We start from the raw sequence: 14,589 nt of genomic DNA on the forward strand, positions 1-14,589 counted from the left end.
CTATTACAGACTAAAGTATTACGCGCTAACCACGAGGTAACGTTACCGTGACGACCAAACCTCCTTGGGGGTGATTACGCAAAGACACCTCCCCGCCGTGAGCGCGGGCTATATTCCGACTGATCGACAAGCCGAGCCCCATACCAGGGTGATTAGAATGGTCTGTCGTAAGGCGGGTATAAGGCTGAAACACACGTACTAGCTGAGAATCAGGGATGCCCGGCCCTTGGTCTCGGATACTGATAATTAGGGCAACATCACTATCGGTAACAGTTACATAGGCTTCTTTGCCATAGTACAAAGCATTATCTAGCAAGTTACCAATACATCGTTTTAATGCCAAAGGTTTACCCAGATAGGGTTGTCGCTGCTGACCCGATAGCTCAATTTTCTTACCGGCAATATCAGCGCCATCAGCCATGTATAGCATCATCCGCCATAAATCGACTTCAACGCGATTCTCATGGATATCCGTATCCTTAACGCTTTGCAAAGCTCCTTTCACCATAATATCTAGGTCTTCTAAGTCGCGCGCCATCGCCTCTCTTTGTTTATCATCCTCAAGCATTTCAGCTCGTAAACGCAAACGCGTTATTGGTGTTTTGAGGTCATGGGAAATAGAAGCAAACAATTTTTCACGATCATCCAAATAGCGCTGAATACGACCCTGCATCGCGTTAAACGCTTTGGCCGCCGTAATCACTTCCTGGGACCCTCTTTCAGGTAAGTGCTTTTGCTCCCCTTTACCAAAAGACTCCAATGCCCGCACTAGCTGCCGCAAGGGGCGCAATAACACACGCACAATCCATACTCCAAGCAGCAAAATAACCATTAGAGATATAACAAGCGACATTAAACGCTCTGTAGATAAAGGAGAAGCCGCGTCTAAAAATTGCGCATCAGGCATCACCGTAGCCAAATACAACCACTCTTTATCACTGATAGGCAGCTGCATGACTAATATAGGCGAACCGCTGGGACGCACGAGTAAACTTAAATCAGCCCAACGGGCAGGCAGATCGTCTAAAAGGGTTTCATTATTAAGCACATGAAGGTCAGCGGGGCGAGAAAATTTGATATGGACAGTGTCAGGATCTATCCCCAACTGTTTTTTAAGCGCCTGTTGAAACTCATTCACCACTACGGTTTTAAGCGGCGAGTCAGGCAAGTCCTTAATATGTATATATTCGCGATTGAGTGTTACAAAAAAGCGCGTCCCACCCATATCACGCAACTGGTTGAGCACGACATGCCGGTAAGATGTAGGCAAAGACGTAAAAAATTGAACCGTAGAAGCAACCCGAAAAGCCATATGCTGGGACACTTCGCGCACACGCAACTCACTGTCAGCACGCCATTGTGTATACCACACAACCGCACTTATGGTTTGCGCCAAGATAACACCGGCAGCAAGCGCTATTAATATACGGCTGGTAAGCGTTAAGGGGCTTTTAATCAATCGTTGCAAAAAGCGGGGTTTCACTGCGCTCCACCTCGCATGACAGGACATAACCCTTACCACGAACGGTTTGAATCAACGATGGACGCCGGGCGTCTTCACCTAAACGCTGGCGTAACCGACTCACATGCACATCCACAAACCGATCCATGGGCAAATTATCCCGGCCACGTGTTTGTTCGGCGATAAACTCGCGACTCAAAATATCACCCGCGCGGTCTACAAAGAGGTTCAACAAATAAAAATCAGCCCCCGTGAGCGATTGGCTCTCACCTGACGGGGTCCACAAATTACGCGCGGTAGTATCCAGCTCAAAGTCAGCAAAACGTACGAACCGTAAACTTTTCACCGTTACTTCGGGTGCATGATCTATGCGCCGAAGCACAGCTCGGATCCTTGCCAACAATTCACGAGGATTAAACGGCTTAGCCAAGTAATCATCCGCCCCAAGCTCTAACCCTACAACCCGATCCATTTCATCCGAGTTCGCAGTTAGCATGATGACAGGCAGCCGTGAAAAGCTACGCAAGTCACGGCACACATCAAAGCCATTAGCACCAGGCAACATAATATCGAGTATAGCCAAATCGGCTTGGTTCCCCGCTCGAACATGCGCTAAAAAAGCTTCTCCGGTTTCAAAGGCCGTAACAACAAACCGGTTGGTTGTAAGGTACTGCGTTAAAAGATCACGTATTTCTTGATCATCATCTACGACAAAGATTTGCTTGAGCACTTCACTGGTCATTGTTGTTATTGTGACCTCTCATATTGACTCTTCAGGCTTTAGACCTACTCGTTTGGATAACGCGTATCCTTTAAACTATCTTTTATCTTTTTTAAATGCGTATGAAAATCGACACCGCGGCGCAAAGTAACTCCCGTAGCCAACACATCCAATGTCGTCAGCTGCACGATGCGCGAGATCATTGGCATATAAATGTCCGTATCTTCGGGCATAGGCGTGTTCAACAATACAGTACACTCTTTCGCTAATGGCGAATTTTCTGCTGAAATACCTAATACTGCTGCGCCGTTCTGGCGAGCAATACGTGCAATATCAACCAACTCTTTCGTCCGCCCGGTATAGGAAATAACAACAATCAAGTCTCCCGTATGAGCGGCAGCGGCTATCATTCGCATCATCAGCACATCTTCATGTGCCGATACCGGAATATTAAACCGGAAAAACTTATGTTGCGCGTCTGTTGCCACAGGGCCTGAAGCGCCCAGCCCAAAGAAAAAAATCTGCTTAGCTTGGGTCAAATAATCAACCGCTTTAGTGATTAATGCCGCATCAACTGTTTTGCGTGAGGCATCTAATGCGGCAATAGTCGATGTAAAAATCTTATCTGTATATTCTTCAGCTGTATCTTCTTGCTCAACGTTACGGCTGACATAAGGTGTGCCGCCCGCCAAGCTTTGTGCTAGCTGAATTTTAAAATCGGGGTAACCCACCGTATCAAAGTTTCGACAAAAGCGATTGACCGTAGGTTCGCTTACCGATGACGCTTGCGCCAACGTTGCTATACTCATGCGTGTGGCTGACTCAGGATCACGCATGATCACATCAGCCACTTTACGTTCCGATTTATTGAAATTATCTAATCGTGTGCGAATCTGATCTAACAGGTTCATACTTGATGACATAGTTTAAGGAGCCCGTATGAAGTAGTAAGTTAACTACATTTTAGTCTATCTGGGTGAACAACCCCAACTTTACCCAGCTATCACCCGACATTTTCAGCCTATCTTACGATAGATGGGACAAGTCTGCCTTTCTATTTTTTAGTAATTTAACCAAAATTTAATTGTATTTAGCCGTTTTCTCGCTTACATTATTAAAAAAATCGGTTAAATAACTACAAAAGAGGCTCCAGCGATGGTTTCCCATGACATTCCTAGTGATATTGTCATTTTTGGTGCGCTTGGTGATTTAGCACAGCGAAAGCTAATCCCTTCTCTATACCACCTTGAAAATGCAGGGCTTCTCTGCAAGGAATCACGCATTATTGGCGTAGCCCGTACCGATATGGATACAGCAGGCTTTCGCGAACAATGCAAAAGCAGCTTAGCCACTTTTGTGAAAGCCGAAGAGCTAGACCCGACCAATCAAGATATTTTCCTTGATAAGCTGGTGTACAGCCAAGTCGACTTTGGCACTACAGAGCAATATCAAGGGCTGAAATCAACGCTCGATGAGCAACTCGAACGTACTCGCATTTTCTACTTTGCAACAGCCGCTTCATTGTATGGCATTATTTGCAAAAACCTGACCGAGACCGGTTGCATTGAAGAAAGCTCACGAGTGGTATTAGAAAAACCGATTGGGCACGACCACGACTCATCTAATCAGATCAACGATGAAGTCGCCAAATACTTCGAAGAATCTCAAATTTACCGTATCGATCACTACCTTGGTAAAGAAACCGTACAAAACTTGATTGCACTGCGCTTCGCCAACCCTATCTTTGGCGCCCAGTGGAACCAAAACCAGATTTCACATGTAGAAATCACGGTAGCCGAAAAAGTCGGCATTGAAGGCCGCTGGGGTTATTTTGACAAAGCCGGCCAAATGCGTGATATGGTGCAAAACCACTTATTACAGCTACTTTGCCTAACAGCGATGGACCCTCCTGGGGATCTCACTGCGGATATGATTCGCGACGAAAAAGTTAAAGTGCTTAAGCTCATGAAGCCCATCACAGGCAGCATGCATAACGACCATGTCGTCCGTGGACGCTACACAAAGGGCATGATCGACGGCAAGCAAGTGCCAGGCTATATGGAAGAAGAAGGCGCCAACCCAACAAGCAATACTGAAACATTTGTTTCGCTCAAAGTTGAGATAAAAAGCTGGCGATGGGCTGGAGTTCCTTTTTACTTGCGCACAGGCAAACGCCTACCGGAAAAAGTTTCTCAAATTACGATCCACTTTAAAAAGCAAGCGCACTATATCTTTGATGAGAGCCAGCGCCACCTCGCACACAACAAGCTCATCATCCGCCTGCAGCCAGAAGAAGGGATTTCGCTTCAAATCCTCAACAAAGACCAAGGTCTTGGACAAGGCATGCGCCTACGAGCAGGTCCTCTGAAGTTAAACTTTTCAGAGACCTTTGAAAAAGCGCGTATACCTGATGCCTACGAGCGCCTTTTACTCGAAGTTATCCAAGGTAATCAGTACCTGTTTGTCCGCCGTGACGAGATCGAATACGCCTGGAAGTGGTGTGACCAATTGCTTGAACATTGGGACAAAGAAAACACCCCGCCTTTACCTTACGCCGCGGGCAGCTGGGGGCCAAAAGCCTCAGATTTAATGGTCATGAAAGATGGCAGGAGCTGGCATGAAGATCAGTGATCTCAAACTACCGGAACACGTTTCAGTTAAATCTTTTGATTCCCGTATTGCATTAACGAATGCACTCACTGAGTCAATTAGCCAACAACTGAATGCAGCTGTTTCCGCCAAGGGTACAGCGTCACTAGCTGTTTCAGGTGGATCAACACCAGTGCCGCTTTTCCAAGCCCTGAGCAAACAGGATCTGCCATGGACACACATCATCACAACATTAGTCGATGATCGATGGGTAGCTCCTGAACATAAGGACAGTAACGAGGCACTAGTACGCACTCACTTGTTACAAAACAAAGCTGCACAGGCCCCTTTTATTGGCTTATGGCAAGCAAATACTCCCGCGTCAGCAGCGGCCGCTCACGTCAACACTAAACTGAGCGCAATTGAAGGCCCATTAACAACGGTAATACTAGGCATGGGCAATGACGGACATACGGCGTCGTTATTTCCATGTTCTACGCAATTACCCCTTGCTTTTAATAGCGATCGAGACTGCGAAGCTGTTAAGCCTACAACAGCGCCGCATTCACGCATGACGTTAACGCCCAAACGTCTTTTTAATAGCGAGCAGCGCATTCTGCATATCTGCGGCGAAGACAAACTAGACACATTGGCTAAGGCCATAGAAATAGACGATCCCAACACGATGCCGATCGGCCTTTTCTTGCGACAGCCTATTACCATTTACTGGGCTCCTTGAGCCAGTGTCTATATAACAGGATAAAAACGATGACACAGAACGAACACACTGCAAAGATAGACGCCGTTACGGCACTCGCGCCAATAATCCCTGTCATTACCATTGACCGTTTGGAAGACGCTATTCCAATGGCAGAGGCATTAGTAGAAGGCGGGTTGCCTGTCCTAGAAATTACACTGCGTACAGCTAATGCATTAGCTGCCATTGAAGCAATCGCAAAAGCAGTACCAGGGGCATATGTTGGCGCAGGTACCGTTCTAAACCCTGAAGACTACCGCCGCTCTGTTGATGCGGGTAGTAAGTTCATCGTTAGCCCAGGCGCGACCGCCGAGTTACTCGACTTTGGCATGGAAAGCGACATTCCTTTATTGCCAGGTGTTCAGACCGTATCTGAAATGATGGAAGGCATTAAGCGTGGCTACAAACGCTTTAAGTTCTTCCCCGCTGAAGCATCTGGCGGTGTTACCACTTTGAAATCGTATCATGGCCCCTTTGACGACATTCGATTCTGCCCAACAGGCGGGATCCGCGCAAACACGGCCAAAGACTACCTCGCTCTACCGAACGTTATGTGCGTCGGTGGAACTTGGTTGACGCCTGCAGACCTCGTAACGGCTCACGACTGGTCTGCGGTCACCCGCCTTGCTCAGCAATCCCTCCAACTATTGCGTTGAGCGAGGCACCCTATTCCCATTGCCTGAAAACAAGGGACGGTTAGCCCGCTGAAAAGCGGGCATTTTTTTCTCCCTTTTTTATCATGCATTAACAATTGTCATACGTTGAGCAAAAAAATAGTGAATACTATTCTTGCCGTGACAGTTACTGAAAAACGGACAAGAACTAAGCACTAACAGAACACATAAAAGCAACTGGGCAGTATACGCAAAAGTAAAAACAACAGGATTTATACTATGCCAACCACTTCTAACACTCCAAATTCCATGCTGCCAGCTTGGCAATCCTTACTTGGCCGCCGCCAAAAGGCAAAAGACACCCCGTTACGTGCACTCTTTGAGCAGGACCCAGAACGTTTTCAGAAGTACTCCCTGAAAGTTCAGAACATTTTATTAGATTACTCAAAGAACCCAATCGATGATGACACGCTAGCTGACCTCATCAAACTCGCTCACGAAGTCGGTTTAGAAGACTGGCGCGATCGCATGTTTCGTGGTGACAAGATCAACCCAACAGAAAACCGAGCGGTACTTCATACTGCGTTACGTAACCGCAGCAACACTCCCGTTATTGTTGACGGCGTTAACGTCATGGAGTCGGTTAACAATGAACTTAAGCGCATGCGCCAATTTGTTAATGCCGTGCGCAAAGGGCATTGGCGCGGACACTCAGGCAAAAAAATTACCGATGTTGTTAACATCGGTGTAGGTGGTTCGGATTTAGGCCCGCGCATGGTTACGCAAGCGCTTAAGCCTCAAGCCGATGACCGGATTAGCGTTCACTTCATCTCAAACGTTGACGGCGTAGAAATCGCTGAAACACTGCGCTCTCTGAACCCAGAACGTGTATTGTTTGTGGTTGCTTCTAAAACCTTTACCACCAGCGAAACCATGACAAACGCTGAAACAGCGCGCAACTGGCTCATGGCTTCTGCTTTTGATCACGAAGCCGTTGCCAAACACTTTGTCGCTGTATCTTCAAACCAAAAAGCCGTTAAAGCGTTTGGTATCGACGGTAAGAATATCTTTAACATGTGGGACTGGGTTGGCGGCCGTTTTTCGTTATGGTCTGCTATCGGTTTACCCATCGCCCTAAAAATAGGTTTTAAAGGGTTTGAAGAAATGCTCACAGGGGCTCACGAAATGGATCTACATTTCAGAGACCAGCCTTTTGAAAAAAATGCCCCTGTACTGCTAGCCTTGACTACTCTGTGGAACAGCACCTTCTTAGGTTGTCAGACGCAAGCTATTTTGCCGTACGATTGGCCGCTACAACGCTTTGCCGCCTACCTACAGCAAGCAGAGATGGAAAGTAACGGCAAATCTGTAGACCGCGAAGGCAACCAAGTCCCCTATGCAACAGGTTCGATTATTTGGGGGCAACTCGGTATAGATGGACAACATGCCTTCTATCAGTATCTACACCAAGGCAACACCATTGTGCCCGCTGACTTTATCGGCTCTGTTGCTAGCTCTACGCCCGTGTTAGGCCATCATGATAAGTTAATGTCTAACTTCTTTGCACAAACAGAAGCCCTAATGAACGGCATCACAGCAGAAGAAGTACGCGCCGACTTAGAAGCTCAAGGCTTACCTGAAGAGCAAATTAAAAAGCTAATCCCTCACAAGGTACACCCTGGCAACCGCCCAACAAACACCATATTGTTGGATGAGCTAGATCCTCACTCATTGGGAGCCTTGATCGCCTTATACGAACACAAACTGTTTGTATTAGGAATCATCTGGGACATTTGCTCATTTGACCAGTGGGGCGTGGAATTGGGTAAAACCCTCGCCAAAGGTATACTGCCTGAACTACAAAACAGCAAGGTTAGCGAGCATCACGATGGCTCAACGCGCAATTTGATTCATTATTACATTGATCAACGCAAAGCCATGCTTAATGAAAGTGAGTAATTATGCAGTTTAAAACGAGCGTCATGCCTAAAAAAAAGCGCATTGCTTTGATTGCGCATGACAACATGAAACAAGAGCTGATGGAATGGTCTTTACTACATCGCCATCAGCTTGAAAATCATGAGCTGTTTGCAACGGGCACCACGGGACACATGCTTGAAACTGAGCTGAGCATCCCCATTACCAAGCTGATCAGCGGCCCATTGGGCGGTGACCAGCAAATTGGGGCCATGCTTCCTGAGAAAAAAATTGATTTGATTATCTTTTTTTGGGACCCATTCGAACCTATGCCCCACGACCCCGATGTCAAAGCATTACTGCGTGTGGCAGCAGTCTGGAACGTTGCAGTAGCCTGCAACCGCAGCTCAGCCGATTTTCTACTGTCTTCGCCATTGATGTCAGCCGAGCACAGCTACCGGATCCCTGATTACGATAGCTATCTCGCTGAGCGATTAAAAAAGCCGTCTTAAGACGGCTTTTTTTGGTGTTTAACTAAAGCACAGCACTGGCGCTTTTTATTATGAAAGACTTTGTACCGAAATAGTTGTTTCAAGCGACACCTTACCCTGCGGCGCTAACACCATGTCATCATATTGACGTGTTTTCGCCGCCTCAATGCACAAATAGCCATCCACTTGGTCCAATCCGATATCAGGAACGTCTTCGGCACCCGCCCCCGCATTCCACACAACAGTTGATTGGCTATTCTTCTTGCTGATTTTAAGCACTCGCTGCCACTCCACATCCTTTAAGTACACATCAGCCGTACTGTGATAAATACGATCGATCGCTTCATTAACCGTAATATCACCGCTTTGAGTAAATACGGAAAAGTCATGGTTCTTATCAGCATATTCAGCGCCGTCGAGGCCTGACACTGAAATCGACGCGCGTGAAGAGATTGCCAGATATGAATGTAACGCTTGCGTGACGCGCACGTCTGCTTCACCCACATTATGAGTAGTCAGCTTAAAGGTCACAGCCGAGCCTGCTACTTTGATCGAGAAAGCCGGGTCTAAATTAGTCCAAATAGGCCCTACCGGTTTGAGCAACCACTCTCCACCATGTGCATTATAACTTTCAGAGTTAACTTCCCACTCGACCGTACGTGCAACACCATGAAAAGGCTCTCCAGCATTTTCTTCTAGCGGCTCAGCAAACCAAGGCCAGCATAGCGGCACTCCGCCTCGCACGGCCTTAGGAAAGGGAGCCGGCTTAGTGGTTGTCCACAGCACAGGGTATTGCCCTGCAGGCTGAAACCACAAAACCTGAGCACCATACAGAGAGATAGCCAAATCGCCCCACGCTTGGCGCACTATACGCAAAGGAAACCCCTGCCACTCAATCGAGTGTACTCCCTGATCTAACTGAGAGATCAGATCCGCTAATGATGTCGCATTATCCATATTACCCAGCCACCTCTTCATTGAAGAGCGCTGCAGCAGCTCCTACCAAACCGGGCTGTTCAGCTACGCACAACCAAACAGGAATCGATTCCATATAGCCAACGAAACGCCCTTTTGCTTCAAAAGCCTCACGAAACGAACTTTGTAAAAAGAACTCTCGCACTCGCGGCAGGATACCACCACACAGGTAGACCCCGCCACGGGCACCGAGTGTTAATACATTATCGCCTGCCACAGTACCTAAGATACGGCAAAAACGATCTAGCGCTTCGACAGCACGTGGATCTGTCGCATTTAAAGCGGCCTCAACCACCTCTGATGGGTGAGTAAACTGCGGCTCAAAACGGGTATGCTCAGCCAAAGCCTCATAGAGATTGACTAATCCCTGACCGCACAAAAGCCGCTCGACAGACACACGGCCAAAGCGACTGTGCAAATGACGCCAAATAATGACATCTAACTCATCAATCGGTGCAAAATTAATATGCCCGCCTTCTGACGCGAGCGGGATCCAATCATCATTCGCTTTAATCAAACCAGACACGCCCAACCCAGTGCCTGGGCCAATGACTAAACGCGCCATATCGGTTAAGCCTTCCCCACCACCGAACTGTATTTTTTCTTCCGGTTTTAGGTTTAGCATACCTAGCGCCATCGCCGTGAAATCATTGACGATTTTAAGGCTAGTTAACCTTAAGGCTTCTTTTAACGAACGACGTGTAAAACACCATGGGTTGTTTGTCAGACGGATCTCTTCTTGCTGGACAGGGCAGGCAAACGCTAGACAAGCCTGTTCAACACCTTTTATACCCACCTGATCAAAGTAGGCTTGGCATGCAAACTCTATATTTTCGTAATCGGCGCACTTCAGTGTAACGATTTCAGTCAATTCGGTAGAGCCGGGTTTGACCAGCGCAAAGCGGGCATTGGTACCACCAATATCTCCGACTAGCGCCATCACCGTCTGGATCATCCGTCTATCTCCGCAAAATCAAAAATAGTCGCCCCTTGTTCTGCACAATTGACCTGACGGCGCATCGGCAAGAACAATTCTCGACCCATCCCTTTATGGTGATCAACAGAAACATCGGGGGCACTCAAACCGCGCTCTAACCAACTTTCATCGTCTGCAAGCAAAGTAAGAGTACCGTTAATGGCATCTAAGCGAATCATATCACCGTCTTTCACTTGGCTAAGCGCCCCACCTTGGTTAGCCTCAGGCCACACATGGATAGCGGCTGGCACTTTACCCGATGCTCCCGACATACGACCATCAGTTACCAGCCCGACCTTAAATCCTTTATCTTGTAACGTACCCAAATATGGCGTCAGTTTATGCAACTCAGGCATGCCAATGGCTTTAGGCCCCTGATAACGAACCACCGCAATAAAATCCTTTTCTAACTCACCGTTTTTAAACGCCTGCGCTAGTTCATCTTGGTCGTTAAATACAATGGCAGGCGCCTCAACGATTCGATGCTCCTCATCAACCGCTGACACCTTAATTACACCGCGGCCCAAGTTACCTTGAAGGACTTTTAATCCACCATCTTTACTAAATGGGTTATCGATTGGGCGCAACACTGTTTCGTCCATAGACTCCGTCACACCTTCACGCCATACCAACTTGCCATTTTCCATGAACGGCTCTTGGGTATAGCGCGACAAGCCTTGACCTACAATGGTCATTACATCTTCGTGCAAGAATCCACCAGCCAATAACTGACGCACTAGGAAACCAACGCCGCCTGCGGCTTGAAAATGGTTAATATCTGCTTGGCCATTTGGATACACACGGGCCAACAACGGCACAACTGAAGACAAATCAGAAAGGTCATCCCAATCAATAATGATGCCGGCAGCGCGGGCAATTGCGACTAGGTGCATGGTGTGGTTTGTAGAGCCACCTGTTGCTAACAAAGCGACCGTAGCATTAACAATGGCCTTTTCATCAACTATTTCATACATCGGCGTAAACCGACCATTGCCTGCCGTTAGGCGAATAGACTGCTGAGTAGCTTCTTTTGTTAAAGCTTCACGCATAGGCTGGCCAGGATTGATGAACGAACTACCGGGTAAGTGTAGCCCCATCATCTCAACCATCATTTGGTTACTATTTGCCGTCCCGTAAAAGGTGCACGTACCAGCGCTATGGTATGAGTCCGATTCGCACTGTAATAACGCATCACGATCTACCTTACCTTCGGCATACAGCTGACGAATCTTTGCCTTCTCCTTATTCGGCAACCCGCTTGGCATAGGCCCTGCCGGTACAAACACAGTTGGCAGATGCCCAAAACGCAATGCACCCATTAACAAACCTGGGACAATTTTATCGCACACGCCCAAATATAATGCGGCATCAAACATATTGTGAGACATGCCCACAGCCGTCGCCATCGCGATCACATCGCGGCTAAACAAACTTAACTCCATGCCCGGCTGGCCCTGCGTAACACCATCACACATAGCAGGAACACCACCAGCAAATTGGGCGACCGAGCCCATTTCGCGAGCCGCTGTCCGAATCTGCTCGGGATAGTGCTCGAAGGGTTGGTGCGCCGACAGCATGTCGTTATAAGCAGAGATGATGCCGACGTTAACAGCATTCATCATCTTTAACGCATTTTTATCTTCCGCGCCACACGCGGCAAAACCGTGCGCTAAATTACCGCAGGCTAATTGAGCGCGGTGAACACCGTCCTCCTCCGCTCGCTTCATCTGATCGAGGTACGCTGAACGTGAAGCAGCGCTACGTTGTTTGATTCGTGATGTAACTTGCTCAACCACCGTATGCATAGGAACTCCTGCGGTTTTGTCTTCTAATAAAGATCGATTTATCAATTTTGTTTGTAATCTTAATAAAAAAACAAACAAATTTCCGGATAAATTTGATCTTTTTCGTAATATTTATAAAATAAACCACTATACTGAGTCTATTGGCTGAGATAAAATCTCCCCAAATGAATCCAACTAGTGGCGTTATTCGTAAAAACGACACTAGTATGATCCACCTAGCTACTGATTCAATGCAAGATTATTGTATTTATAAAGTTAGATGAACAGCGCAGGACATAGAGCACACCCTGCGGCGAGAAGGATCAACCTGTTTCCGTTTGTACTGAAGTACCCTTTGAGGAGCCTAATGGCTCCTTTTTTATTGCCTACAGCAAGCGGCCTCGCTAATCAGCAAACGCCAAATCCCTCAGGAATAGCGCAATTGAAGGGAAAGCGATTAATAAACCTGCAACCACGAGCAGCATCACAATAAATGGCGGCGTACCTTTAATCACCTCCCAATAAGGTCGCCTAAAAATAGCGATCGCAGTAAATATGTCGCAACCAAACGGCGGTGTAGCGGAACCGATGGCGACTTGTAAGGTAATTAGTACACCCACCAACACAGGATCGATTCCGGCGGCCTCAACCAAGGGAGCGAAAATAGGAACCAAGATAAGAATCACCACAATGGGGTCAACAAACATGCAACCTATAAAGAAAGATACACAGATTGCTATCATTAACATGATCGGACTTGCATCCGCCAAACCCAGCGATGCAATCAAGGTTTGTGGTATTTGAGCAAACGAAATGATCCACGAGAATGCCGCACCAGCTGCGACAAGTATAAAGACAACCGCCGTTGTTAACCCTGTTGATTTAGCTATCGCAAACAATGAAGCCAAAGGTAACGAGCGAAAAACAACAAATTCTAAAATCACAGCATACAACACACACGCAGCCGCAGCTTCGGTTGGGCTAAAGACACCGCCATATATTCCGCCCACAATAATGACCGGAAAGCCTAAGGGCCACACGGCTTGTTTAATCGCCAGTAAACGCTCTTTTACACTGGACTTTGGCTCGGTGGGCACCTTGTTACGAATTGCGTAAAACACACTATAGGCAGCAAACATCACCAATATGAGCAAACCAGGCCCAATACCAGCAATAAATAATTCTGAAATGGATGTATTAGACACCACCCCATAAATAATCATTCCGATGCTGGGAGGGATCAAAAACGCTATATCGCTCGCATTCACAATAAGCGCTAACACGAAGTTATCTTTATAACCGGCTTTTAGCATCTTAGGCCGCAATGAAGAGCCTACCGCTACAACCGTCGCCTGCGTTGAACCTGACACAGCGCCAAACAAGGTACAGGCCGTTGCCGTGCTGATGGCTAGCCCTCCTTTAAGGTGACCTATAAAGCTCATGACCATTGCGATTAAACGATCTGCAGACTGACCACGCGTCATAATATCCGCGGCTAAAATAAACATAGGCACAGCAATAAGTGACGCAGGACGAATACCCGCCATAAACTGCTGGATCATAAAGTTCATCTGATCCAGCCCACCAAACATAAACACAAAGCCGATCATGGCGCCTACAATAAGCGGAATCATCATAGGGAAACCCAGCAACAGCAAAACAATCATGGCACCAAGCATCCAAGCCATCATAATGATGTCTCCTCCACTGTGTCCGCATGTGCTTCTTTTACATCGGTGGACAGATAAATGTCGTCACTCAATAGATTTTGCCAAGCAGTCATCGCATATTGGATAGCCGTCACACCCAAACCAATGGGCACCCAGATATAAATCCAATACACAGGTACTTGTAACGCGGGTAACACGCGCCCTGAACCTGCGATAGATAATATATAGCGAGTAGAAAAGTAAGCCAAAGCTGACATAACCAGTGCCGTTACCAAACACATTATGATCATCAAAACTTTGCGCCATGATTGAGGTAAGGCGTCATACAGCGCGCTCATCCGTATATGACGACCATGCCTAGCGGCGTAACTTAAGCCAGCAAACGTAATCAACACAATGAGAATACGGTTAACTTCTTCCGTGAAAAACAAGCTATGTTGAAAAACAAAGCGTCCAACCACATTAGCGACCGTATTGGTCGCCATTAACAAAACCCCCGCTCCCAGCATAAATGCCTCTACCCGACCAATCCATAAATCCAGCCATCCCAGCACGCCTGAGGATGAAGAGGGATAAACAACCGCGTAATCCGTATCAGAGTTCGATGGTAGTTTTGACATGATGGACGCCCCG

At 47.3% G+C, this 14,589-nt stretch carries 13 protein-coding genes; 5 read left to right on the forward strand and 8 right to left on the reverse strand.

Translation table 11 applies throughout. The annotated features are described in order from the left end of the window. Window positions 1-25: 25 nt before the first annotated feature. From OW491_RS05805 to OW491_RS05815, 3 genes are read right to left on the reverse strand one after another with little or no spacing between them, the layout of a single operon-like run. Window positions 26-1,483: an ATP-binding protein gene (locus OW491_RS05805; protein WP_277251935.1), complete on the reverse strand. Its 1,458-nt coding sequence runs from the start codon at window positions 1,481-1,483 to the stop codon at window positions 26-28. Further along, on the reverse strand, window positions 1,452-2,204 hold the full coding sequence (locus tag OW491_RS05810; protein WP_075173285.1) for a response regulator transcription factor: 753 nt from the start codon (window positions 2,202-2,204) through the stop codon (window positions 1,452-1,454). The genes OW491_RS05805 and OW491_RS05810 overlap by 32 nt, the downstream gene beginning before the upstream one ends. 44 nt (window positions 2,205-2,248) lie before the next feature. After that, entirely contained in the window at window positions 2,249-3,106 is an 858-nt protein-coding gene (locus tag OW491_RS05815) for a MurR/RpiR family transcriptional regulator (RefSeq protein WP_075173286.1), read from the reverse strand. Window positions 3,107-3,338: 232 nt separating this feature from the next. On the opposite strand from OW491_RS05815, the gene zwf reads away from it, so the two are divergent. From zwf to OW491_RS05840, 5 genes are all read left to right on the forward strand, one after another. Beyond that, a complete protein-coding gene (zwf, locus tag OW491_RS05820) occupies window positions 3,339-4,814 on the forward strand; it encodes a glucose-6-phosphate dehydrogenase (RefSeq protein WP_290035071.1) in 1,476 nt (491 codons plus the stop codon). Further along, a complete protein-coding gene (gene pgl / locus OW491_RS05825) occupies window positions 4,801-5,511 on the forward strand; it encodes a 6-phosphogluconolactonase (RefSeq protein WP_290035072.1) in 711 nt (236 codons plus the stop codon). Before zwf ends, pgl begins: the two co-directional genes overlap by 14 nt. A gap of 29 nt (window positions 5,512-5,540) precedes the next feature. After that, entirely contained in the window at window positions 5,541-6,185 is a 645-nt protein-coding gene (locus OW491_RS05830; RefSeq protein WP_075179450.1) for a bifunctional 4-hydroxy-2-oxoglutarate aldolase/2-dehydro-3-deoxy-phosphogluconate aldolase, read from the forward strand. A gap of 237 nt (window positions 6,186-6,422) precedes the next feature. After that, window positions 6,423-8,102, forward strand: a complete 1,680-nt coding sequence (gene pgi / locus OW491_RS05835) for a glucose-6-phosphate isomerase (RefSeq protein ID WP_075173290.1) — start codon at window positions 6,423-6,425, stop codon at window positions 8,100-8,102. Between the two features lie 2 nt (window positions 8,103-8,104). Beyond that, window positions 8,105-8,572, forward strand: coding sequence for a methylglyoxal synthase (locus tag OW491_RS05840; protein WP_075173291.1), 468 nt, complete (start codon window positions 8,105-8,107; stop codon window positions 8,570-8,572). Window positions 8,573-8,620: 48 nt separating this feature from the next. On the opposite strand, the gene OW491_RS05845 is transcribed toward OW491_RS05840, so the two are convergent. The 5 genes from OW491_RS05845 to OW491_RS05865 form a co-directional block, all read right to left on the reverse strand. Next, entirely contained in the window at window positions 8,621-9,508 is an 888-nt protein-coding gene (locus tag OW491_RS05845) for a D-hexose-6-phosphate mutarotase (RefSeq protein ID WP_290035073.1), read from the reverse strand. A gap of 1 nt (window position 9,509) precedes the next feature. Continuing rightward, complete coding sequence (gene glk, locus OW491_RS05850; protein WP_290035074.1) at window positions 9,510-10,481, reverse strand: glucokinase; 972 nt, start codon at window positions 10,479-10,481, stop codon at window positions 9,510-9,512. Beyond that, complete coding sequence (gene edd, locus OW491_RS05855; protein ID WP_290035075.1) at window positions 10,478-12,307, reverse strand: phosphogluconate dehydratase; 1,830 nt, start codon at window positions 12,305-12,307, stop codon at window positions 10,478-10,480. Before edd ends, glk begins: the two co-directional genes overlap by 4 nt. 383 nt (window positions 12,308-12,690) lie before the next feature. Next, complete coding sequence (locus OW491_RS05860; RefSeq protein ID WP_290035076.1) at window positions 12,691-13,977, reverse strand: TRAP transporter large permease; 1,287 nt, start codon at window positions 13,975-13,977, stop codon at window positions 12,691-12,693. Next, window positions 13,974-14,576 carry a TRAP transporter small permease gene (locus OW491_RS05865; protein WP_290035078.1) on the reverse strand — a complete coding sequence of 201 codons (603 nt, stop codon included), beginning with the start codon at window positions 14,574-14,576 and terminating at the stop codon, window positions 13,974-13,976. The genes OW491_RS05860 and OW491_RS05865 overlap by 4 nt, the downstream gene beginning before the upstream one ends. Window positions 14,577-14,589: the final 13 nt, after the last annotated feature.

Origin of the sequence: Neptunomonas sp. CHC150 (assembly GCF_030397555.1) — a bacterium.
GTDB lineage: Bacteria > Pseudomonadota > Gammaproteobacteria > Pseudomonadales > Balneatricaceae > Neptunomonas > Neptunomonas phycophila.

Excerpts from the sequence above, each read along its gene's own strand:
- OW491_RS05810 (WP_075173285.1), bottom strand. The coding sequence starts at position 2,204 with ATGACCAGTGAAGTGCTCAAGCAAATCTTTGTCGTAGATGATGATCAA.
- OW491_RS05815 (WP_075173286.1), bottom strand. The coding sequence starts at position 3,106 with ATGTCATCAAGTATGAACCTGTTAGATCAGATTCGCACACGATTAGAT.
- zwf (WP_290035071.1), top strand. The coding sequence starts at position 3,339 with ATGGTTTCCCATGACATTCCTAGTGATATTGTCATTTTTGGTGCGCTT.
- pgl (WP_290035072.1), top strand. The coding sequence starts at position 4,801 with ATGAAGATCAGTGATCTCAAACTACCGGAACACGTTTCAGTTAAATCT.
- OW491_RS05830 (WP_075179450.1), top strand. The coding sequence starts at position 5,541 with ATGACACAGAACGAACACACTGCAAAGATAGACGCCGTTACGGCACTC.
- pgi (WP_075173290.1), top strand. The coding sequence starts at position 6,423 with ATGCCAACCACTTCTAACACTCCAAATTCCATGCTGCCAGCTTGGCAA.
- OW491_RS05840 (WP_075173291.1), top strand. The coding sequence starts at position 8,105 with ATGCAGTTTAAAACGAGCGTCATGCCTAAAAAAAAGCGCATTGCTTTG.
- OW491_RS05845 (WP_290035073.1), bottom strand. The coding sequence starts at position 9,508 with ATGGATAATGCGACATCATTAGCGGATCTGATCTCTCAGTTAGATCAG.
- glk (WP_290035074.1), bottom strand. The coding sequence starts at position 10,481 with ATGATCCAGACGGTGATGGCGCTAGTCGGAGATATTGGTGGTACCAAT.
- edd (WP_290035075.1), bottom strand. The coding sequence starts at position 12,307 with ATGCATACGGTGGTTGAGCAAGTTACATCACGAATCAAACAACGTAGC.
- OW491_RS05860 (WP_290035076.1), bottom strand. The coding sequence starts at position 13,977 with ATGATGGCTTGGATGCTTGGTGCCATGATTGTTTTGCTGTTGCTGGGT.
- OW491_RS05865 (WP_290035078.1), bottom strand. The coding sequence starts at position 14,576 with ATGTCAAAACTACCATCGAACTCTGATACGGATTACGCGGTTGTTTAT.